Origin of the sequence: Pseudodesulfovibrio cashew (genome assembly GCF_009762795.1) — a bacterium.
In the GTDB taxonomy this organism is placed as follows: domain Bacteria; phylum Desulfobacterota; class Desulfovibrionia; order Desulfovibrionales; family Desulfovibrionaceae; genus Pseudodesulfovibrio; species Pseudodesulfovibrio cashew.
This window is the reverse complement of the sequence record NZ_CP046400.1, coordinates 1,584,703-1,607,544: the sequence shown is the minus strand read 5'-3', so window position 1 is coordinate 1,607,544 and position 22,842 is coordinate 1,584,703. Positions and strand designations below refer to the sequence as shown.

Annotated in this window: 18 protein-coding genes; 10 read left to right on the top strand and 8 right to left on the bottom strand. The window is 60.4% G+C overall.

Annotation, left to right across the window (positions count from 1 at the left end):
* Positions 1-82: 82 nt before the first annotated feature.
* Positions 83-532, bottom strand: coding sequence for a flagellar assembly protein FliX (locus tag GM415_RS07150; RefSeq protein WP_158947135.1), 450 nt, complete (start codon positions 530-532; stop codon positions 83-85).
* Between the two features lie 307 nt (positions 533-839).
* On the opposite strand from GM415_RS07150, the gene GM415_RS07145 reads away from it, so the two are divergent.
* The 6 genes from GM415_RS07145 to GM415_RS07120 all read left to right on the top strand — a co-directional run bounded on the left by GM415_RS07145 (position 840) and on the right by GM415_RS07120 (position 7,428).
* Positions 840-1,280, top strand: coding sequence for a universal stress protein (locus GM415_RS07145; protein WP_158947134.1), 441 nt, complete (start codon positions 840-842; stop codon positions 1,278-1,280).
* Between the two features lie 237 nt (positions 1,281-1,517).
* A complete protein-coding gene (gene hisC, locus GM415_RS07140; RefSeq protein WP_422393765.1) occupies positions 1,518-2,636 on the top strand; it encodes a histidinol-phosphate transaminase in 1,119 nt (372 codons plus the stop codon).
* Positions 2,629-3,291 (top strand): (d)CMP kinase, encoded by a 663-nt coding sequence (gene cmk, locus GM415_RS07135; protein WP_158947132.1) that lies wholly within the window; start codon positions 2,629-2,631, stop codon positions 3,289-3,291. Before hisC ends, cmk begins: the two co-directional genes overlap by 8 nt.
* Before the next feature lie 149 nt (positions 3,292-3,440).
* Positions 3,441-5,084: an arginine--tRNA ligase gene (gene argS, locus GM415_RS07130; protein WP_158947131.1), complete on the top strand. Its 1,644-nt coding sequence runs from the start codon at positions 3,441-3,443 to the stop codon at positions 5,082-5,084.
* A gap of 9 nt (positions 5,085-5,093) precedes the next feature.
* Positions 5,094-5,795: an SPOR domain-containing protein gene (locus tag GM415_RS07125; RefSeq protein ID WP_158947130.1), complete on the top strand. Its 702-nt coding sequence runs from the start codon at positions 5,094-5,096 to the stop codon at positions 5,793-5,795.
* Between the two features lie 76 nt (positions 5,796-5,871).
* Positions 5,872-7,428 carry a methyl-accepting chemotaxis protein gene (locus tag GM415_RS07120; RefSeq protein ID WP_158947129.1) on the top strand — a complete coding sequence of 519 codons (1,557 nt, stop codon included), beginning with the start codon at positions 5,872-5,874 and terminating at the stop codon, positions 7,426-7,428.
* 273 nt (positions 7,429-7,701) lie between these two features.
* On the opposite strand, the gene GM415_RS07115 is transcribed toward GM415_RS07120, so the two are convergent.
* From GM415_RS07115 to aprB, 7 genes are all read right to left on the bottom strand, one after another.
* Complete coding sequence (locus tag GM415_RS07115) at positions 7,702-8,394, bottom strand: queuosine precursor transporter (protein ID WP_158947128.1); 693 nt, start codon at positions 8,392-8,394, stop codon at positions 7,702-7,704.
* A 618-nt stretch (positions 8,395-9,012) separates the two neighbouring features.
* On the bottom strand, positions 9,013-9,669 hold the full coding sequence (locus tag GM415_RS07110) for a hypothetical protein (RefSeq protein WP_158947127.1): 657 nt from the start codon (positions 9,667-9,669) through the stop codon (positions 9,013-9,015).
* 52 nt (positions 9,670-9,721) lie between these two features.
* Entirely contained in the window at positions 9,722-10,993 is a 1,272-nt protein-coding gene (gene qmoC, locus GM415_RS07105) for a quinone-interacting membrane-bound oxidoreductase complex subunit QmoC (RefSeq protein WP_158947126.1), read from the bottom strand.
* Positions 10,994-11,003: 10 nt separating this feature from the next.
* The gene (locus GM415_RS07100) at positions 11,004-13,286 is read right to left on the bottom strand and encodes a hydrogenase iron-sulfur subunit (RefSeq protein WP_158947125.1); all 2,283 of its coding nucleotides are present in this window, start codon (positions 13,284-13,286) and stop codon (positions 11,004-11,006) included.
* 3 nt (positions 13,287-13,289) lie between these two features.
* Complete coding sequence (locus tag GM415_RS07095; protein ID WP_277872932.1) at positions 13,290-14,534, bottom strand: CoB--CoM heterodisulfide reductase iron-sulfur subunit A family protein; 1,245 nt, start codon at positions 14,532-14,534, stop codon at positions 13,290-13,292.
* 164 nt (positions 14,535-14,698) lie between these two features.
* Positions 14,699-16,696 carry an adenylyl-sulfate reductase subunit alpha gene (aprA, locus tag GM415_RS07090; RefSeq protein ID WP_158947123.1) on the bottom strand — a complete coding sequence of 666 codons (1,998 nt, stop codon included), beginning with the start codon at positions 16,694-16,696 and terminating at the stop codon, positions 14,699-14,701.
* A gap of 68 nt (positions 16,697-16,764) precedes the next feature.
* Positions 16,765-17,265 (bottom strand): adenylyl-sulfate reductase subunit beta, encoded by a 501-nt coding sequence (aprB, locus tag GM415_RS07085; RefSeq protein WP_158947122.1) that lies wholly within the window; start codon positions 17,263-17,265, stop codon positions 16,765-16,767.
* Positions 17,266-17,877: 612 nt separating this feature from the next.
* Between aprB and sat the strand changes: the two genes are divergently transcribed.
* From sat to GM415_RS07065, 4 genes are all read left to right on the top strand, one after another.
* Positions 17,878-19,164: a sulfate adenylyltransferase gene (gene sat / locus GM415_RS07080; protein ID WP_158947121.1), complete on the top strand. Its 1,287-nt coding sequence runs from the start codon at positions 17,878-17,880 to the stop codon at positions 19,162-19,164.
* A 216-nt stretch (positions 19,165-19,380) separates the two neighbouring features.
* Positions 19,381-20,232 carry a DMT family transporter gene (locus tag GM415_RS07075; RefSeq protein ID WP_158947120.1) on the top strand — a complete coding sequence of 284 codons (852 nt, stop codon included), beginning with the start codon at positions 19,381-19,383 and terminating at the stop codon, positions 20,230-20,232.
* Between the two features lie 143 nt (positions 20,233-20,375).
* Positions 20,376-22,094, top strand: a complete 1,719-nt coding sequence (locus tag GM415_RS07070; protein WP_158947119.1) for a chorismate mutase — start codon at positions 20,376-20,378, stop codon at positions 22,092-22,094.
* Positions 22,063-22,374 carry a hypothetical protein gene (locus GM415_RS07065; protein WP_158947118.1) on the top strand — a complete coding sequence of 104 codons (312 nt, stop codon included), beginning with the start codon at positions 22,063-22,065 and terminating at the stop codon, positions 22,372-22,374. Before GM415_RS07070 ends, GM415_RS07065 begins: the two co-directional genes overlap by 32 nt.
* Positions 22,375-22,842 lie beyond the last annotated feature (468 nt).

Sequence of the window (22,842 nt, the reverse complement as noted above, 5' to 3'; positions counted from 1 at the left end):
GCAAAAGTCGGGAAAAAGACGAAAAAAGAGGGGGACGCCCGGGCCTTCCGATGGACGGCCCGGGCGGGAAATCGATCCGGGGCTAGACGTAGTCGCCGCGGTTGAACTTGAAACGCTCGGCTGCGGCAAGGGTTTCCAGGTCATCGACAATGGACTTCAGGCCGGGATCAAGGTCATTTTCCTTGAGGGCGGCCACATCCTCCGCAATCTCGTCCAAGGTGCCGTAGGCGGACTTGAGTCCGGCCTCCGGGTCGGCAAGATTGGCGGCATAGTCGTCCCACTTGTCGAGGATGGATTCCACTTGTCCCGCCGCCGTGGCGCTGGCGTCCGAAGACACGGCAGCCACGTTCCCGGCGGCGATCAGAGGATTCACAACCGGCGGAGGCGCCACGGAAACGGCGGCAGGAGTCTCTCCCTTGGCCACTTCCTGGTTGAGAATGTCCCCGAAGGCTTGCCCCGGCTGATTAGCCTTGTTCCGCCGCTGCAATTGCTCCGGCGAAACGCCCTCGATCTGATCAGGACGGATCTTCATGGTTCTCTCTCCTATCCTGTGGTTTGCCCTTGTCTGCTGCAAAGAGCTTGCCAATAACATTCTTGCGACAAGAATTTGAAATTCATCACTTTTATATCAAAAGCACCCGGCAAAAAATGCCGCCGGGCGTAACAGCACCCTCTACTTCTATCAGGAATGGTACGGCAGAAGAAAAGGGTTGTCTACGGCCTGCGGAAATGGCATGTAATTAATAGAGGATTATTGGATATTCCGAGCCCTTCCGGCGGGCTTTTCCGATCCGGAAGGCTACTCGATACAACGGCAATTGCAACCAAGGAGGACCGTTATGGCTGACATCAAGAAGATTCTTTGCGCCGTGGACTTTTCCGACTACAGCCCCATGGTGGCCGAGTACGCGCGGCAGATAGGCGACTGCATGGAAGCGGAGATCCTCGTCCTCTACGTGGCCCCCTCCCTGAGCCAGTACGTGGGCTTCCACGTACCGCCCAGTTCAATTGAGTCCTTTGTGGGCGAGATCGTCACCGGAGCCGAGGACACCATGAGCGAGTTCATCAAGGACAACTTCAAGGACATCAACGTCAACGGCAAGGTCGTCACGGGTTACCCGGCCGAGGAGATCCTGTCCATCGCCGAGGCTGAAAAGGCGGACATGATCGTCATGGGCACCCACGGCCGCAAGGGCATCGACCGCATCCTGTTCGGCTCCGTGGCCGAAAAGGTCGTCAAGTCGTCCGCCGCCCCGGTGCTGACCATTCGCCCCAAGTAAGGGGTGAATGCCCGCGCCTCTTTACGAGCGCAACCAAAGACTATACAAAGAACGGCTTCGGCCGTTCTTTTTTTTGGAGCCGCTCCGGCTGCTCCACACGCCCGGCCACGGGCTGGAACGACCTTTTTCGCATCAATGGCGCGGCGGGAGACATCAGGCACTAGCCTTGATGGGGCCTTTTCCCCTCCCGTGCAAGCAACGGCGAACGGCCCGCCGGTTTCACCGGCCGACAATTTCATTCAAGGACACGCAGTCATGAGAGAATTCAGCGTCCGCCCGGAGATCATGGAGTTCGATCCCTACAAACCGGGCCTGACCATCGAGCAGATCCAGGCGGAATACGGCCTGGAGACCGTCATCAAGCTGGCCAGCAACGAAAATCCGCTGGGCACCTCGCCCGTGGTGCAGAAGACCATCGAGCGCAACGCCGCCCGCGCCTTCCGCTATCCCGAGAACCACACCCCGCGCCTGGTGGAGGAGATCAGCCGCCAGGTCGGCGTGCCCGAGGAGTGCGTGCTGGTGGGCAACGGCTCGGACGAGATCATCGACATGCTTTTCCGCATGAAGGCACACCCTGGCCGGGATAACGTAGTCTGCTACGAACACTGCTTCTCCATGTACCGCATGTGCGCCAAGCTGGCGGGCGTCGAATACCGCGAGGTGCCGCGCGGCAAGGACTTCGCCCTGCCCCTGGACAAGATGGCCGAGGCCGCCGACGAGAACACCGCCATGGTCATCGTCACCAGCCCGGACAACCCCACGGGCCAGGTGGCCCACGTGGAGGACCTGGCCGTGCTGGCCGGGGTCCTGCCCAAGGACTGCCTGCTGGTGGTGGACGAGGCCTATGTGGATTTCACCTGGCCGCCCGAGTCCTATACTCCGGTCCAGGCCTGGGACAAATTCGAGAACCTGGTCGTGCTGCGCACCTTTTCCAAGGCCTACGGCCTGGCAGGACTGCGCGTGGGCTACGGCATCCTGCCCCCGGCCCTCATGGCGCGGCTGAAGAACGCCCGCATCCCGTTCACGGTCAACCTGCTGGCCGAGGAGGCCGCCATTGCCGCCCTGCGCGACGAGACCTTCTACAACGAGACCCTGCAACTGGTCATGAGCGGCCGGGAGTACTTCGCCGACGAACTGAAGCGGCTCGGCTGCCGGGTCTGGCCCACCCAGGCCAACTTCGTCATGTTCCAGCCCCCCAAGAACGCCATGGACGTTTTCCAGGCGCTTCTGGAGCGAGGCATCATCGTCCGCCCCCTGAAGAGCTTCGGCCTGCCCGACTGCATTCGAGTCAACGTCGGGACAAAACAGGAAAACGAAACGTTCATCAAGGTTATCGGGGAGTTGCTGCGTGGCTAAATTAATCGTCACCATCGACGGACCTGCCGGAGTCGGCAAGTCTACCATGGCCAAAAGACTGGCCCGCGAGCTGGGAATCCCCTACCTGGACACCGGTGCCATGTTCCGGGCCGTGGCCTGGAAGCTGGGCGAAGGCTCATGGGACTGGGACGAGACACGGCTCAAAGATGAACTGGCGGGCTTCGACTTCACCCTCTCCGGCGTGGGCGAGGACTCGGTCCTCTCCCTGAACGGCACGCCCATCGGCAATGAGATCCGCACCGAGCAGGTGGGCATGTGGGCGTCCAACGTGGCCACCCTGCCCGTGGTCCGCGCCTACCTCAAGACGGCCCAGCAGTCTCTGGGAGCGCGTTTCTCCCTGGTGGCCGAAGGCCGCGACATGGGCACGGTCATTTTCCCGGATGCCCCGCACAAATTCTTCCTGGACGCCTCGGTCGAAGAGCGTGCCAACAGGCGCTTCCATCAGTTGGAGGGGCTGGGCAAACCCGCCGACCTTGAGGAACTCAAGGAGCAGATCGCCCGGCGCGATCACCAGGACCGGAACCGCGCCGTGGCCCCCTTGCGACCGGCGGACGACGCCGTGACCATTGATACCACCGAACTGGACAAGGACCGGGTTTTCGCCCTGTTGGCCGAACACGCCGGAGAGCGATAACCCGTCTTCCCCTCCCCGACGACCCGCCCGAACCCGCTTGCGGGACATCGGCGAACCGGTCGGGAACTGCGACTTTTCCCTGCTTGGAGTTCCGGGGCAAACATGCTACAGCCCCGACCACGAGCTATGATTAAGGAGATAGATAATCCATGAGAGCCAAAATACACTTGGAAAACGTGCTGAAGGCGGTCCTGACCGACAAGGGATGGGACTGGCCCGAAAAGGCCGTCATCGAACCGCCCAAGGACAAAAAGTTCGGCGACATGTCCGCCAACGTGGCCATGATGCTGGCCAAGCAGGCCAAGAAGGCCCCACGCGCCATTGCCGAGGACATCGCCGCCGCCCTGGAGGGCGACGCCCTGATCGAGTCCGTGGACATCGCCGGACCCGGCTTCCTGAATTTCACCCTCGCCCCCTCTTTCTGGCATGAGACCGCTGCGGTCATCGCCGAACAGGGGCGCGACTACGGCACGTCCACCATGGGCAACGGCACCAAGGTCCAGGTGGAGTACGTCTCCGCCAACCCCACCGGCCCGCTGCACATCGGTCACGGACGCGGCGCGGCCCTGGGCGACTCCCTGACCCGGATCATGAAAAAGGCCGGATACGATGTGGAGGCCGAATACTACATCAACGACGCCGGCCGCCAGATGCTCATCCTGGGCGGTTCCATCCTCTACCGCGCCAAGCAGCTCGCCGGGCAGGATGTTGCCGAGCCCGAGGACTACTACAAGGGCGACTACATCAAGGACATCGCCGCGGAACTGCGGGAGAAGCATCCCGGGCTGGCCGACATGGACGAGGCCGAGGCCACGGCCATCTGCACCGAGTACGGCAAAGACCAGATCCTGGACGGCATCAAGGAGGACCTCAAGGCCTTCGGCGTGCACCATGATGTCTGGTTCTCGGAGAAGTCCCTGGTCAAGGACGGCAAGGTGGACGAGACTTTCGCCGACCTGACCGCCTCCAACATGGGCTACGAGGCCGACGGCGCGTTCTGGTTCCGCTCCACCGAGCTGGGCGACGACAAGGACCGCGTCCTGCGCAAGTCCAACGGCGACACCACCTACTTCGCCTCGGACATCGCCTACCACGACAACAAGTTCAAGCGCGGATTCAACCTCGTGGTCGACATCTGGGGCGCGGACCATCACGGCTACGTGCCGCGTATGATGGCCGCGTGCGAAGCGCTCGGCAAGAAAGGCGGCCTGCACGTCATTCTGGTCAACCTGGTGAACCTGCTGCGCGACGGCGAGCCTATCGCCATGTCCACCCGGGCAGGCCAGTTCGAGACCCTCAAGGACGTGGTCGACGAGGTCGGAGCAGACGCCTCCCGCTTCATGTTCCTCTCGCGCAAGTCCGACTCCAAGCTCGACTTCGACCTGGAGCTGGTCAAGCAGAAGTCCATGGACAACCCGGTCTACTACGTGCAGTACGCGCACGCCCGCATCTGTTCCCTGAACAAGAAGGCGGACGAGGCCGGGGTCGCTCCTGCCGGAATCTCGGCGGCGTCCCTGTCCCTGCTCTCCACCGAGTACGACCTGGAGATGCTCCGCCTGTTGGACCAGTTCCCGGACTGCGTGGAGGCCGCGGCGAGGACCCAGTCCCCGCACCTTATCTCCACCTACCTCCAGGAGCTTGCCTCGACGCTGCACAGATATTACACCAATTGCCATGTGCTCTCCGCCGAACCGGAGATGGCCGCAGCCAGACTCATGCTCCTGGGCTGCGTGGCCCAGGTGATTGCAGGCGGGCTCGACCTGCTCGGCGTGAGCGCTCCCGAGAGCATGTAGGGAAACGGAATGGCAAAGAACAAGGACTCGGATTACAGCGTCAAGATGCCCAAGTTGCAGGTGACCAAGAAGACCTATGACTTCTCGCTCTCCCTGCCGGGCATGATCACTGCCGTGGGTGCGGGCGTGCTCGCGCTCACCTTCTTCTTTGTCATGGGCATCCTCATCGGGCGGGGTTACCGCCCCGAGGCGGACGTCCCCCAGCTCAGCGAGCTCATGCCGGACAAACAGCATGGCCAGGTGGGCGAAGCGCCGCTCAAGAACGAGATCCTCAAGCCTGAGGAGCTCGATTACCCCGAGCGCCTCAAGGAGTCGCCCAAGCAGGTCATGGCCAACGCCGCCGCCGAAGCCAAGGCCGAAGCGGATGCCAATAAACCAAAGGCACCGGCAAAGCTCAAGGCTGAGTCCAAGGCCGAAACTGCGCCCGCACCGGCTCCTGCGCCGACCGCTCAGCCCGGAGAGGCGACCTTCGACTACATCTACCAGGTGGCCTCCTTCCGCAAGCTCGACATGGCGGAATCCCTTGCTGCCAAGCTGAGCGGCGCAGGACTGCGAACGAATATTAACTCCGGTGAGGCCAACGGAAGCACCTGGCACCGCGTCCGAGTCCTGCACCGAGGCACGCCGGCCTCCACCGCAGACATGAAGGCTACCCTGACCCGATTCGGCCTGGGCAAGCCCCTGCTCAAGAAGAAGACGCCCGCAAGCTAGGCCGGGTGCGCTTTCTGAAAGGCGCGCTCGAATCGCTCCAACCTCTTTCATCTCAGCAATATCAGACGAGGTGCGTATGCACAGGTCCATCACAACGCGTATCATTGCGTCGGCGTTTGCCGTTATTATTACTGCGATTGCCGCCAGCGCGGCAGGTCAGGCTCTCGGCCCGGAATCTCCGGCTGCCATCTGGGCGGCAGGAGCGGCCACGGCTCTGGTCGCCCTGCTCTGCCTGCTCCTGATCCGCCAAGGCGAAACGGGAGGCGAATCCCGGCTCGCAACCCTCATCGATAACGCCGCCAAAGGCGAAATTGTGGATTTTTCCACGGCAACCGGAGACCCGGCGACCGCCGCAGCTCTGCGCCAACTCGCAGGCGGGCTGGATCGGTACAAAGGTTTGGCGGAAGGAATCATCGAAGGACTGCCCATGCCCTTCCTGCTCGTCGATCCCGAGGAGCGCACCCTCTTCACCAACCAGGCGACCCTGGATATGGTTGAAGTGGACGGCCCGGTGGAGAAACAGCTGGGCCGGACCCTCGCGGAAATCTTCTACAATGACCCCAGCCGTGAAACCGCAGTGGGCAAGGCCATGCATCAGGGCCAAACCTTCCGCAACCTGGAGGTCACCATCCAGGGGCACAAGGGCGGGACCCACCATGTCCTCGCCAACGTCTACGCCCTCAGAAACGATCACGGGGAGTGTCTGGGCGGCTTCTGCCTCTATCTGGACATGACCGCCCTCAAGGAGAAGGAAGAGGCCCTCCAGACACAGAACACGGCCATATCCGAGGCGGTGAATCAGGCCGACGCCATTTCGAATCAGCTAGCGTCCGCTTCCGAACAGATTTCATCACAGGTGGAGCACTCCTCACAGGCAAGCGAGAAAAGCAGCCAGCTGACAGCCGGAGTGGCCGTGAGCGTTGAAGAGATGAACGCCACCGTCATTGAAGTCGCGCGAAACGCCTCTGTCGCCTCCGACATCTCCGCCCAGGCCAAGCAGGAGGCCGAAGAAGGGGCCCGGATCGTGGACGAAGCAGTGAAGGGAATCTCCTTCCTGGAGAGCCAGGCAGCCAAGCTGGCCGAGGACATGGACGCACTGGGCAAGCAGGCCGACTCCATCGGCGGCATCATGCACGTCATCTCCGACATCGCGGACCAGACCAACCTGCTGGCTCTCAACGCCGCCATCGAGGCCGCTCGGGCGGGCGATGCGGGGCGAGGGTTTGCCGTTGTAGCCGACGAGGTGCGCAAACTCGCTGAAAAAACCATGGACGCCACTAAGAACGTGGAGGACAACATCCGCGCCATCCAACTCTCGGCCGAGGCCAACGTGGCCTCCACGAAGGATACCGTCGGCGTGGTCGCGACCACAGTGGAAACGGTGGGCAAGGCCGGGCAGGCGCTGGCGACCATTGTAGACCTCTCCGGCCAGACCTCGGACAACGTCCGCTCCATCGCGGCAGCCGCGGAACAGCAGTCTGCCGCCAGTGAGGAAATCTCCAGATCAACCAGTGAGATCAACGTGGCGGCGGACGAAACCTCGCGCGCCATGCATGAGTCGGCCGAAGCCGTCGCCGACCTCGCCCGCCTGGCCGGCGAGCTGCACAAAGTGATGAACGGCATGCGTAGCTAGTTTCGCCGTTTCACCCTCTCGAATCACACAAGCAAAGAGGCGGCCCATGCATTGGGCCGCCTCTTTTGCGTGTCAGCCCCGCCACAAGCCGACGCTCTTTCAGGGGACGCTTTTAAACACCCAGTTTAAGGGAACCCCGGGTGACTCTTTTCGTTGAATGACTCGCTCCCAAGGCAAGCCATACAGTTAGGCCTGAGAGCCCTCCCCGGATGTCCGCAAAAAAAAGGCCCCCGCCGATGCGGGAGCCTCTTGAGATTCTCTTCGGGTAAAACGCTATGCGTGTTCCAAGGCGTCCCCTTCCTTCTGGAAGATGCGCTTGGCAAGGTAGATGAACGGCGTGTCCAGTGCTGCCACGACCACCTTGATGATGTAGGTGGAGAGCAGAATCTCCCAGAACACGTTGATCGGGAACATGCCCCAGAAGGCGATGGTGCAGAAGATGGCGGAATCCAGGAACTGGCTGACCATGGTAGAGGCATTGTTTCGGAGCCACAACCATTTGCCGCCGGTACGCTCGCGGATGGCGTGGAAGGCCCAAACGTCGTGCATCTGGGAGACCAGGTAGGCGGCCATGCTGGCCATGGCGATGCGCGGCATGAACCCGAATAAGGCCATGAGATGCGGCTGGGCGAAGTCGTCCGAGGCAGGCTGGAAGTAGAGCGCGATCTGCATGTATCCGACCATCATCAGCAGCGAGACGAAGCCGAGCAGTACGCCCTTCTGCGCCTCCTTCTTCCCGTAAAATTCACTGAGCAGGTCCGTGGCCAGAAACACGCTGGCATACAGCACGTTCCCGAGCGTGGTGGTCAGACCGAACAGTTCCACGGTTTTCAGCACCTGAATGTTGCACAACAGCAGGTTGAAGACCATCAGACCGAACAGCCCCACCTTGCCGAAAAAGCGGTACACGGCCAGGACCATGCACAGATCCACCAACGCGAAAAGAATCCATAATGTTTCGTTCATGGGCTCTGCCCTAGCCCCCAGGCGCGTCAAGGTCAAGAGAAAGAATGCCTCCGGCGGCTGGGGGAAAGGGGAAGAGGGGCACCCTTTCGAAAAGGGCTTCCCCTCTTCCCCTTTCCCCCAGACCCCCTATCCCCTTCTCCCCTCCTAAACTTTTTGGCGCGCCTTCGGCGGATACGAAAACCGCAAGTTATCAGCAGGTCATTCCAAAGAAGGGTCAGCAAGCATGAAAAGCTGTTGTCTAATACATTACATAAGAGGAGCATGCCCTTGCATACATTTACCAAACATCCTGATCCCTCCCACTAATTAGTCTGGTTCGATCGTCAACGCTTTCCAACCAACACCCACAAGGCTCCACCTCAGCCCGCCCTCCCGCGCATGCAGAGCAAAGCGATGCGAGCCCGAGCACCGAGGGAGGCTTGCGAGAGTGGTGCAGCCGCTAGGCGGAGAGGTTCGAGCCGCCCGCCGCCGTATCTTAATACGGCAAGGACAGGCTCAACCTCGACAACGACGTGGATGCGCCGCTATCGCTTGCCGGGTCCGCGAGCCGACAAAAGAACGCAAAAAAGGGGCTGTGCCAATGGCACAGCCCCTTGCGTTCTTTTGTCGACTCGCGGCTTACCAGTCGCCGCCGAAAGCGTCGCCACCGAGACCGAAATCGGCCTCGGGCTCGCCACCGACCTCGGGGCCGTCAGCCATGGGCGCGGCACCGTCGGCAGCGGCAGCACCGTCACCGGCAACACCGGCGACCACAACGCCCTGCTTCTTGACCTTGTCAACTTCCTCCATGAGTTCGTTGAGCTTGGCGGTCATTTCGTTCAGCTTGGTGGTGGCCACGGAGACCTGCTGCTCGCCGGCGGCGTTGGCAGCGTCGATGGTCTTGACCTTGGCGGCCAGCGGATCCAGCTTGGCGGCCAGATCTTTCTTCTCGGCGGTCAGCTTTTCCACTTCGGCCTTCAGAGCGGCGTTCTCAGCCTTCAGGGCGGCCATGATGTCCAGGACGGCCTGGGCACGGGCAGCCTCGCCTTCGGGCAGGGCTTCGATCTTGACCTGGTTGCCGAGCTTGGCGATGTCGCCTTCGGCGTACTTGGTCAGACCGGGTTCCTGTTCGTAGATCCAGGCTTTGGACAGGGCCTGCGCCACGGGAGCGACGTCGGCGTCCAGAGTTTCAGCCTGGGTGATGTAAGCCAGCATATCGAGCTGGGTCTGGTCGGCGGCTTCGCCGCGGAGCACAGACACGAAAGCGTTCATCGGGAATACCTTAGCTTCAGCCATTTGATGCCTCCTTAACTAAGTAAGCTTCGTTTTTTTATGTTCACCCAGGCGACTATTTGTCGGCGCCCATGGGAATGCGGCCAATCTTCTTGGCGTAGGACAATGCCACAGTACGGTAAACCAGGTGCCCCAGCTTGGACCAGGGGAGGTATGCCAGCAGCATGAACACTCCGATCAGGTGCACGTAGTAGATGGGGTAGGCCAGCAGGGCCACGCCCAGGGTACGGAAGACAAAGGCACCGAGACCGGTCAGGAAGATGGTCCAGATCAGGGTCAGCAGATACCAGTCATACCAGTTGGAGGACTGCTTGGACTGGTCCAGGTTCACGCGACGCTTGGTCAGGGCGATGAGGCCGTAGATGCCAAGGCCGGCGCCGACGAAGGCGAGGAGCTTGACCGGGCTGTAAATGGGCATCGGAGTGTGGCCGATGGCGCCAAGGATGTTGCCCAGGCTCTCGAGACCGATGGTCCGCATGAGCCAGCCGCCCCAGTGGCCGGAAGCCACGACGCCGGTGACGACCATCAGCGCGACAAAACCGAACATGAGCATCTTGTGCCCACCGGCGCGCTTCACGTCGAGTTCATCGGACTCTTCGTCGTTGCAATCGTTGAACTGGGTGTGCTGCAGGATCTCGTACTTGAGCGTATCGATCAGGCAGGAGCAGAAGCAAGGCTCATCCTTGCGGCCCACGATGAAGGTCTTGGGCTGCGAGTCGAAAGCCTTGAGCATGTTGCGCACACCGGCATAGAAACCCCAGAGCATGAACAGGAAGACCAGCATGAAGATGGGGTCGATGGTGTAGTCGCCGGGGAACAGGCCGCCGAACACGATGGCGCCGTCCTGAACCGCTTTCCAGGCATGGGCAGCGTGATCCCACTCGAAGGTGGGCAGGAAGGAGCCGGTCTTGCCGGCCATGATCACCCAGATGATGGCGTAGATGATCGCCGGGACGGCTGCCAGGGGCAGCATGCCCGAGCTGGAGGACATCAGCTTGCCGATGATCGGCAGCGGAGCCAGGTTGCGGTAAGCCATGTTGCGCAGGGCGGACAGCAGGTCGCCCGGCTTGGCACCGCGCGGGCACATGTCGGAACAGGTGCCGCAGTTGTGGCAGAGCCAGATGTCGATATCATTGACCAGGCGGTCCTTGAGTCCCCACTGGGCCCAGACCATCTCCTTGCGGGGATACGGGCTGTCAGCGGGAGACAGCGGACAGACCACCGAGCAGGTGGCGCACTGGTAGCATTTCTTCAGGGAGTCGCCGCCTACGGCCTGCAACTCTTTAACGAACTTAAGGTCCGGTTGTACCTTGACGGTATTTGACATGCCGTACCTCCTAGTAGCCCTTGAACGGGTTGGGGCCGAAGTTTGTGGTGATGTTCTCCACGAACTCGTCGATCAGGGCCGGAACCTTGTCGTACATGTCGATGGAGACCTCGTACTGCTCGACGCGCTCGGGTTCCACACCGAGGCGTCCCAGGGACTCCGCGATGTTCTCCTTACGGCGGTTACACAGCTCGGAACCCTTGACGAAGTGGCACTGGTAGTCGTCGCCGTACTTGCAGCCGAGCATCATCACGCCGTCAACACCCTTGGACATGGCGTCAGCCACCCAAATGGCGTTGACCGAACCGAGACAACGGACCGGCAGGAAACGGACGTAGGGAGACCAGGACTTGCCGCGCATGGCAGCCATATCCAGGGCCGGGTAGGCGTCGTTCTCGCAAGCCAGGACGATGATGCGGGGACCGCCCTCGTCCAGGGTGTCGGGAACCTTGACTTCCTTGATGGCCTGGCCGATCTGGCTGATGCCGTAGTTGGCGAAGCTGATGACGCGTTCCGGACAGGCGCCCATGCAGGTACCGCAGCGGCGGCAGCGCGTGGGGTTCGGAAGCGGCGTACCCTTCTCGTCGTCGTCCAGGGCGCCGAACGGGCACTCTTCGGTACAGCGCTTACACTGAGTACAGCGCATGAAGTTGAACTCGGGGAAGCTCAGGTCGCCGGAGCGCGGGTGCACGGACACGCCGCGGTTGGCGGACTCGATGCACTGGATCGCCTTGAGGGCGGCACCGGCAGCGTCTTCCGCAGCGAGACCCAGGCCCATGGGCTGGCGCACGCAACCGGCGGCGTAGACGCCCGTGCGGCGGGTTTCGTAGGGGAAGCAGATGTAGTTGGAATCGGCGAACCCGTCGAACAGCTCCAGATCCGGGAAGGCCGGGCCCTGGCGGTAGACGAAGTTCATGGTCGGATTAGCGGCAGTGGTGGGCACGATGGCGGTCGGAAGGACAACCATGTCAGCGGCCAGTTCCACCTCGGCGCCAAGCAGAGTATCCTTGGCGGAGATCAGGATCTTGGCGCCGGCTTCCTTGACACCGGTGACGGTGCCCTTGGTCAGCATGACGCCCGGATCGTCCTGGGCCGCCTGGTAGTATTTCTCGTTGATGCCCGGGACCATCATGTGGTCGTAGACAACGTAGGCAACGGCCTCGGGAGCGAGCTCGCGGACGTAATTGGCCTGCTTCAGGGCGATCAGGGAGGTCAGCTCCGAGCTGTAGGCCAGGTGCTTTGCGGACTCCTTGTCGGCGTAATCGAAGACTTCGCACTCTTCAGCGCTTTCGCTTTCGTCGCCTTCCTTGCAGGGCATGTCCTCGGGGGCCTCGCAGGCTTCGCCGCAGGCGTCGTAGGAGACGTTCTTGGTGAGCAGGGAGGTGTCGACGATGAAGGCCACGGAGTCGGGAGCCTGGCCGTTGGCCATCTTGATGCCGCCGTTGGCAGCCATCTTCTCGAACTCGGCGGTGGTGACAACGTTCTTGATCTCGCCGTAGCCGAGCGGGGCCAGGAACTTGCCCTTGCCGGGCACCCAGCCGGTGGCCATGACAACCGCGCCGATCTCGTACTCGGTTCCACCGATAGTGGCCTTGTACTTGGCGGGAGCGCCGGCCAGGGAATCCAGGGTGGCGCCGGTGATGATCTTGATCTTGTCGTTGGCTTCGACTTCCTTGATCAGGGCGTCGATGCCGATTTCCTGTTCACGGTCGCTGAAGGGGGCGCCCAAGGGGAAGGACTTGTACATGGTCGCGGCCTTGCCGCCCAGAGTCTCGTCCTTTTCGACCAGGACCACTTCGTAGCCCAGGGCTGCGGCATTCAGGGCCGCCTTCATGCCGGTGAAGCCGCCGCCCATGACCAGTACGGTCTTGAAAGCGTCCGGCAGTTCCGGCTGGGGAATCCGGCTGTTGAACAGCTTGGTGATTCCCATATTGACATAATCCTTGGCGATGATTTCCATCTGGCCAGGGAATTTGGGATCTTCCTGGTAGGACCACACGCACTGCTCGCGCAGGGAGACGCGTTCCACCTGGATGGCATCGCCGAACTTGAACACATCCCACTTGGAGCGCGGGGTACAGGCGCAGCAGACCACGCCGTCGAGTCCTTGTTCCTTGATGTCGGCCTCGATCATGGCCTTGCCCTCGGGGCTGCACAGCACCGGGGTAGACTTGGCCACGGTCACGCAGGAGGAGTGTTTGCCGTTGGCAGCGAATTCGGCCAACGCAGCGACGTCGATGTTGTCACCGATGTCGCAACCTCCACAGATATATACTCCAAGCTTTTCAGCCATCGGTTACCTCCCTACCACGGTTTGAATCGCCTTCATCGCGGCGGCGGTGCCGGACTGGGCGGTCTTCATGACGTCAAGCGGCTGCTTGGCGCAACCGGCGGCGATGATGCCTTCGCCGTCGATGACGAAACCGTCGGCATCGGCGCTTCCGGCCGGGACGGACAGTCCAGCAAGGCTGGGCTCCATGCCGGTCGCGAGGACGACCATGTCGAACTTCTCGTCGGACTTGATGCCGGTGATGGCGTTCTCGACGGTGACAATCGGGTTGCCTGCGGCGTCTTCGACGATGCCGGCGACCTTGCCCTTGACCAGGTTGAGCTTGTCGTCAGCCTCGGTGATGGACTTGAATTTGTCGTAGCGGCCGGGGGTACGCAGGTCGATGTAGAAAACGGTCACATTGGCATCGGAGCGCTCGCGCACATAGCGGACATGCTTCAGGGACGCCATGCAGCAGATGTAGGAGCAATAGTTCAGGTGGTTCTGGTCACGGGAACCGGCACACTGAACAAAAGCGATCTTCTGGGGCTCGGCGCCGTCGGAAGGACGCACGACCTTGCCGCCGGTGGGGCCGTTGGGGGCCGCCAGCCGCTCGAACTGCATGTTGGTGACGACGTTCTTGAGCTTGCCGCCGCCCAGGTTGGTCAGGTTGGAGACGTCGTACGGCTTCCAACCGGTGGCGACGACGATGGCGCCCACGGCCAGATCGATGGTCTTGGGTGCGTCGTCCAGGTCCACGGCGTCGTAGGGACACGCATTCTTGATGGCGGTCAGTTCGCCCTCGGATGCGTTCTCCGCGTCCACCACATAGCGCATGGGGAACATGAAAGGATGGGTCTTGTAGGCCAGTCCGCGGGTCCCGGTACCGAAATCAAATTCGGAAGAGATCTTGCTGGAGGTTGCCTTCTCACACTCGCCGCAGGCGGTACACTTTTCGTTCACGAAGCGGGGGCGCTGCGTGATCTTCACGTCGTAGTTGCCGACAGAGCCGGAAACGGAATCGACGCTGGCCATGGTGATGACCTTGACGTTGGGGTTGTTTTTTATGCGCTGGAACTGAATCTCCAGACCACAGGACGGGGGACACAGCTTGGGGAAATACTGATTCAGCTGTGCGACCCTGCCACCGAGGTAGGGATTCGTCTCAACGATGTACACCTCGTAGCCCAGTTCGGCAGCTTCGAGGGCGGCGGTGATTCCTGCGAACCCTCCGCCTACAACGAGAATACTGTTATTCGACATTCTCTTCACTCCTCCCGAATAAAGTTGAGGATAAGCCAAAAAAATGGCCTAAACCCGGGCCGGGGGCATGCTCATCCCGGCCCGGATTCAGACCATTTTTCCCCGGCATTTTGGGAAAGTGACCGCGGGCCCGGGGGGGCCCGCGGTCACGGGATGATCATTTACCTAATTGCTTAGGCGTCAGGGATGATCTTGACGTAGGGCTTCTTGAAGACAGTGGTCACGCCAGTGGCGGGATCGTAAGTGGAGTTGACGAAGCACTTCCACTTGGAGTCGTCCAGGCCCATGAAGTCGCCGCGGTAGTAGAAGCCGGGGTAACGGGATTCTTCGCGGAACTCGATGTGCTGCATGTGCAGGCGGACGGTCCAGAGGCGGTGGAACTGTTCCCAGCAGCGCATCAGTTCGTGCAGGTCACGAGCGGCGAGCTTCTTGGAATCTTCTTCCATCATGCCGAGCAGCCAGAAGCCGGTGTTCAGCAGAGCCTTGGAGGTCATGTACAGGGTACCGACACCACCACCGTATTCATCGGTGCACTTGATGAGGCGCATCATGAAGTTGTGGGGAGTGATGTAAGCGGGGTTGATGACTGGATCGGTGGAACCGCCCTTGTTCTCTTCGTAGGTGTACCAGGGCTGGTAGAGCTCCTGCTTCATCTCGTCAGCGGTTTCCTTGATGGTGGGGGTGAAGTCTTTGTGATCCACGACCCAGCGCACCAGCTGCTTACCGACGATACGGCCTTCAGCGTGGGAACCGGAGGAGAACTTGTGGCCGGAGGCGCCAACACCATCAGCGCAGGTGAACAGGCCGTTGACGGTGGTCATACGGTTGTAGACCTTGCCGTTGTCGGCTTTGACCTTGTAGGACTCGGGGACCCAGGGCTCGTCCGGACCGGAAACCCAGATGCCGCAGCAACCGGAGTGGGAACCCAGGAGGTAAGGCTCGGTGGGCATGATCTCGGAACCGCGATCCTCGGGAGCGCAGTTGGTGGCGGCCCACAGGTTGGCCTGACCGACGCACATGTCGAGGAAGTCTTCCCAGGCTTCGGACTCGAGGTGCTTCCACTCGGGGCCGGAGAGATCGCCGTTGACGGTCTTCAGCAGAGCGGACTTGGTGTCCATGAAGATCGGGCCGCGGCCTTCACGCATTTCACGGAGCATCATGTGGTTACGCAGGCAGGTGGGGATGATGTGACCCTTGGCGTAGCCGCGATCCTCGTAAGGCTTCAGCATGGCGCGGTTGGTCTCACAGTAGTCCTCACCCTTGTAGTTGGTGGCTTTGGCCTTGAACAGGAGGAACCAGGCGCCGACCGGGCCGTAACCGTCTTTGAAACGGGCGGGGACGAAGCGGTTTTCCATCATGGTCATTTCGCCGCCAACCTGGGCAACCATGGTGTAGGTGGAACCAGCGTTCCAGACGGGGTACCAAGCGCGGCCCATACCCTCACCAGTGGAGCGGGGACGGTACACGTTAACGGCACCACCACAAGCGACAACGGCAGCGTTGCACTTGTAGATGTAGATCTTGTTTTCGCGAGTGGAGAAACCGACGGCACCGGCGATGCGGTTGGGCTCGTTGGCGTCCAGGAGCATCTTAACGATGAACACGCGCTCGACGTAGCGGTCTTCGCCCAGAGCGTTCTTGGCGGCTTCAGCAACGATGCACTTGTAGGACTCACCGTTGATCATGATCTGCCAGCGACCGGAACGGACCGGGTCGGCGCCGTTGCGGATGGCGAGGCCTTCGGCCTTGGCCTTGGCACCGTCGAGGTTCTTGCCGTCTTTCTTGACCCAAACGGGGAGGCCCCATTCTTCGAAGAGGTGGACGGAATCATCAACGTGACGGCCGAGGTCGAAGATCAGGTCTTCGCGGACCAGGCCCATGAGGTCGGTGCGGACCATGCGGACGTAATCGTCCGGGTCGTTCTCACCGCAGTAGGTGTTGATGGCGGACAGGCCCTGGGCGATGGCGCCGGAGCGCTCGAGAGCGGCCTTGTCGCAGAGTTCGATGCTGATGGAGGGGTCGACCTTTTCGATCCAGCGGCAAGCTTCAAAAGCGACACCACAGTTACCCATGCCACCGCCGACAAGCAGGATATCAACGGATTTTTCGACGATTTCCGGCTCGGCGAGAGCAACACCCTTGGAAGCTTCTTTCATGGGAAGCAGAGGCATAATATTTCTCCTAGTCTTATACTTGGTTCAAATAGTCTAATTCAGACAAGCAAACAAACAACTCGGTACTAGACCAGGTTGGCGTAGTCTTCCATCTTCCATTCTTTCTTGAGGTCGGCGTCGGTGACGGGAGCCTCTTCGGCGATGGAAGCAATGGGGCTCTTCAGCTCGGTTTCGGTGAACAGGAGCTCGGAGTCCAGATCGCCGGGTTCGGGCTTGCCCTCGTAAGGCTTGATGGAACCTTCAGGGGTGGTGCGGATGGGGAACTTGAAGCGCTTCACGGAACCGTTACGGAACTTGATGGTCCACATGATGTCTTCAGCAGAACGCATCGGGATGGAGGTACCACCCATGGGGGCGAAGTCAGCGTAGGGACGAGCTTCGATAGCGCCCTGGGGGCAAATCTTGACGCAGGAGTAGCACTCCCAGCAAGCGGAAGGTTCCTGGTTGTAAGCCCGCATTTCGTCAGGATCCAGGATCATAAGATCGTTCGGGCAAATGTACATGCAGGCGGTCTTTTCGCCACCTTTGCAGCCGTCACATTTTTCCGGGTTAACAAAAGTCGGCATAACTTCTCCTCCTAAAGGGTTTTATTATTCATACTAAACCGACGTCCTCTACCTAAACAAAAAAATCTGCGCTCAGTTTAAAGAGTGCGGAAGTTGGGAATTAGCAAGACAGACACCCCTTGTCAATGCGAAAGTGAATTTTTGAACAAGCGGTGGCCGAATTACCTATGTCAATGGTTTTCGAAGGCCCGGCAGTGCACATTTGGCCTTTAACACCGGTCGGACGTGAAAAGCCGCACAACAGAGCCGTTTCCATATAAAACCACCACGGTTTTAGAGTAAAAAAACTACTGTTAGCAAGACTTTTTTCTCTTTCGCAGGTGGATATCACTATCCTACGCCAACAGTCTGAAATATAACGTTAAAAAAAGCCTACATCGGACGATTTTTCTAGACTTTTTTACGAGTTTCTCTACCTGTCTGGTCTGCCGTATTACAATTATTAGAAGAGACACTTCTTCCGGAAAAAAGCGCTTGACACGACTTTCACAAACAGACATTAAAGGCTGACCCTGTTCGTGGGAAATGATCATGGTATCGGGCGGTAAGGGTTCGCACACCATGTATTAAGGCTAAGGTTTCATTTAAAATTATATTTTTTAGGAGGCTTAAATGTCCAACCTCGTAGCACCTCACGGTGGAAAAGGTCTCGTCTGCTGCCTGCTCGAAGGCGCTGAGCTCGATGCTGAAATCAAGAAGGCCGAAGGCCTGAAGACCCTCGATATCTCCGATCGCGCCAAGGGCGACCTGATCATGATGGGTATCGGCGGTTTCTCTCCGCTGAACGGCTTCATGACCAAGGCCGACTGGGCCGGCGTCTGTGAAAAGTTCCTGATGGCTGATGGCACCTTCTGGCCCATCCCCATCACCCTGGATACCGATGATGAAGACGTCAAGGTCGGCGACGAAGTGGCCCTGAAGGCTGCCGATGGCACCATCTACGCCACCATGAAGATCGAAGAAAAGTACGAGATGACCGAAGCCGACAAGAAGTGGGAATGCGAACTCGTCTACAAGGGCGAGGGCGAAGACTCCGCTGACGACAAGTTCTGGGAAGTCGCCATGGAAGACCACCCGGGCGTCCAGATGGTCATGGCTCAGGGCAAGTACAACCTGGCCGGTCCCGTCAAAGTCCTCTCCGAGGGCGACTACGCTGAGCGTTTCCCCGGCGTGTACCTGACCCCCAAGCAGATCCGCGCCGAAATGGAAAAGCGCGGCTGGTCCAAGGTTGCCGCTCTGCAGCTGCGTAACCCCATGCACCGCTCCCACGAATTCCTGGCCAAGATCGCCATCGAAGTGTGTGACGGTTGTGTCATCCACTCCCTGATCGGTAACCTGAAGCCGGGCGACATCCCGGGTGACGTCCGCATCAAGTGCATCCAGACCCTGATCGACGGCTACTTCGTTCCCGAGAACGTCATCAACGCCGGTTACCCCCTGGACATGCGCTACGCCGGTCCCCGCGAAGGCCTGATCCACGCCACCTTCCGCCAGAACTACGGCATCAACAACATGCTCATCGGTCGTGACCACGCCGGCGTCGGCGACTTCTACGGCCTGTTCGAGGCTCAGGATATCTTCAAGAGGATTCCTTACGTCAACGAAGCCTGCCCCGAACCGGGCAAGGCCCTGCTCTGCCAGCCGATGAACATCGACTGGACCTTCTACTGCTACAAGTGCGACGGCATGGCCTCCATGCGCACCTGCCCGCACACCAAGGAAGACCGCGTCATCCTGTCCGGCACCAAGCTGCGTAAGGCTCTGTCCGAAGGCGCTGAAGTTGTCGACCACTTCGGTCGTGACGAAGTCCTCGACATCCTGCGCGACTACTACGCTGGCCTGACCGAAAAGGTCGAGGTCAAGATGCAGAAGGCCGCTTCCGGTCAGGACATGAAATAAGTCCACCGGTCGCTTTCAGCAGACCATTCAAGGGGAGGTTGCCTATGCAGCCTCCCCTTTTTGCGTCCAACAGCCGAAGGTCCCGCCGGGTTGGTAAACCCTATTTTTCACAAACCACAAACCCCCTTTATTCAGGGCCATTCCTCTTGACGAGCGATTGGCGTTAACCTACTGCCTTCAAAGCAAATACCATTTTTCACAAGCGAGGCTTCGACCTTGTCTGACAAAAACAGGGCCATCCTGCTCATGGCGTTCACAGCGCTTATCTGGAGCTCCGGCGGGCTGGCGATCAAGCTGGCTGAGCTCAATCCAATGGCCATCACCGGACTGCGCAGCGGACTCGCCGCCCTGACCCTGCTCGTGCTCTTCAGGAAGAGGCTTTCCTTCCGCTTTTCCCCCGTCCGACTCGGCGCTGCATTGGGGTACGCAGGGCTGCTGATCACCAACGTAGTCGCCACCAAGCTGACCACTTCGGCCAACGCAATTCTTCTGGCCTACACGGCGCCGGTCTACGTGGCCCTGCTCGCTCCCTGGTTGCTCAGGGAAAAAACACGGCATGGGGACTGGCTGTTCATCGCCGTAACCATCGGCGGCATGGCACTCTTCTTCCTGGACAAGCTCACGCCAACAGGATTGTGGGGCAATCTCATTGCCATCGGCACCGGCCTCTCCTACGCCGTCTTCACCCTGTGCATGCGTGCTCAGAAGGACGCTTCGCCCGTGGAGTCGGTCATCCTCGGCCATGCCCTGACTTTTCTCTGCGGCCTGCCCTTCCTGTTGCACGCAACGCCCGATCCTGCAGGATGGCTGGGCATTGCCTACCTTGGCATAATCCAGCAGGGAGTATCCCTGGCGTTCTACGTCTGGGCCATAAAGCGGCTCGGGGCTCTGGAAGCCATCCTGATCATGATGCTGGAGCCCATCTTCAACCCGGTCTGGGTTGCACTTGGTTATGGCGAACTCCCCGGAATCTGGGCCATAGCCGGAGGCACGATCGTGATCGGCGCGGTTACCCTGCGGGGCCTGCGATCCGCCTCCAGCAACAAGCGGCTACGGCCCACCCCATAAGGTGCCCATCCCGCTGTAATCGGCCTTCCGAGGCCACCGGAAACCCCCTTTTCATCGCGCTTGCATCAATTCCACTTTCACGATAGAGAAGCCTTTCCCCCTTGGTGGGGAACCATATCATTATAAGGAAGACGGTAAGACGCATGATCAAAATCCGTAAAGACGACTGGGGTGGTCCCTCCGACGACCGCCCGCGACGTGATCCCTCCCGGGGTCCTCGCAAATTCAACAAAGGCGGTTCGCACCGCCCCATGAACAAGGGCGGTTCCGACAACGACCTGGACAAATCCGAGGTCATAGCGAACCACCGCTTTGACGACATTTCCGACATCGACAACCAGATTCTGAACCTGCTGGAAAAGCGCGCGTACCTTATCCGCAAGGAGGGAGCATGGCGCAAGTCCCGGCAGAAATCTTTGGTCGACCCCAAACTCGAGAAACTGCTGCGCGGCGCCTTTGACAATCGCTCCGGAGAACTCGGTCTGGATGCCAAACTCTCCAAGCAGCTCTTCACCCTGCTCAACCAGTTCTCCCTGGCCGACGCGCGCCAGAAATTCACAGGCGAAGGCTACAAGCTTGCCCCGCGCGTGGAGCCCATCCAGGCTGGCATTAGCGGCCCGCGTTCCTTCCGCCACACCCGCATGCTGCTCGCCCTGGCCGCCAGCGCCGGAGCCGCAGTCAAGCTCGCCCCCGTAACCATGAATGCCCCCAACAAGGACCTGGCCAAGGCCCTCAAGCAGGCGGGCGCGCCCATCTCCTGGGATGATGACTTCATCCGCAACGACGGAGACAAGACTCTGGGCTTCGAAGGCAACATGATCTTCGTCGGCGAGGACAGCTTCAACTTCTACATGCTGCTCTGCTTGGCCCTGGCACATGCGGGCCGCTGCAAGTTCACCGGCAAGCCCGGCCTGCAGCTCATGGACATCGGCACCCTGAACAAGGTCCTGCCCAAGCTCGGCGCACGCCTGGTGGCCATGAACCCGAACAACCCCGGCCTGCCCGCCCGCCTTGAGTGCGGCGGCGCCATGGACGAGGAGATCACCCTGCCCGGCGGTATTGATCCCGATTTCGCAGCGGCTCTGACCCTTGCCGCCTGGTCCTATCCCGGCGGCCTGACCATTCGCGGCCTGAACCAGGCCGCGCGAGAGCGCGTTGCCGAGGCTGTAGGGGTTCTCAACACCTGCGGCATCAAGGCTACCCTGGACAAGGACGCGGTCACCGTGTCCGACGGCATCCCCGCCGTGGACGCCCAGCCCAGCCTGCCCCTGTCCGTGTCCCTGGGCTCCATGCTCCTGGCCCTGCCGGTCATGGCCGGTGGCTCCATCAATGTGGAAGGAGCCTGGCCCAAGTCCGACAAGGCGAACCGCGTGCTCGAACAGCTCCGCGCTCTCGGCCTGCGCCTGGACGTGGCCACCGAAAACATCATCGCCACCATGGACGGAGAACTGCCGACCAAGGCGACCATCTCCCTGGCGGAGACGCCCGAGCTGCGGCCCCTGGCACTGGCTCTGGCACTCAAGCCTGCCGAAGCCACCCTCTCGGGTCAGGCGGACGACACGCTGATGGAGCTCCTCGACCGCATGGGCGTGGCCTACGAGGAAACCGAAGACGGCATCGAGCTCAAGCCCGGTGAACGTTCCTGGGACGGCACCTGGTTCTCCCCGGACCCGGTCTGGTCCATGGGCTGCGCCCTGGCCGCTTACGCCGTGCCCGGCATCAAGCTGGAAAACCATTTCGAAGTCACCGCCACCTGGCCTGAGTTCTGGAACTTCTACAACTCGCTGCCCACCGGCAAGATGAAGCCCAAGCCGGTTAAAGAGAAGAAAGATGACACACGCAGAAGAATCAAAATCCGCTAGCGGCGAAGCCCGGCTTAGCGACGACATCCAGGTTCTGGAGGGCGAGGTGGCCCAACTGACCCTGGAGCGGGAAAGGGTCATGAAGACCATCCGCGAACTGAGGGAGGCCGAAGACCCGGCCAACAAGATCTTCCACCACGAGGAGATCTTCACCCTGCAGCAGGACAAACTGCGCCTGGACGTGGAAATCAAGTTCCGCACCAACAAGATCAATCGCATCAACTTGGGCATGGAAGAAGCCGGCGTCAGTCAAGGCGTCAAGGGCGGCTTCTTGTTTTAGGAAGATGCCTCCGGCGGCCGGGGGAAGGGGAGAGGGAAATCCTTTGAGAAGGGTTGTCCCTCTCCCCTTCCCCCGGACCCCCATCCCCTCTCCCTTTCCAAACTTTTTGGCGCCGCTTCGCGGGGAGGGTCTCAGGGGCAAGCTCATTCCCATATGAATCTGTCGGAAAGGGCATGGCGGCACATGAAATTTTGATCTTTTACAGTATACCCCTTCGGCGTAAGCCGAAGCCAAACTGCAACGAAATGGGCGCAACTCCTCCTTCACAAGAAAGGCACGACCATTATGTTTGCACGGCTCTGAGCTAAGCGAACATAAAAAGTTTAGGAGGATTCTTAAGGAACCCTTTTCAAAGGGTTCCTTAAGCCGTCGGAGACGCCCCGCCGGCGAGACGACCGCCGGTAGGCCCGAAGGGTTCAAAGGACAGATAGTATACCGCCATGGCGAGCGGGCGCGGTTTTGAGAGGA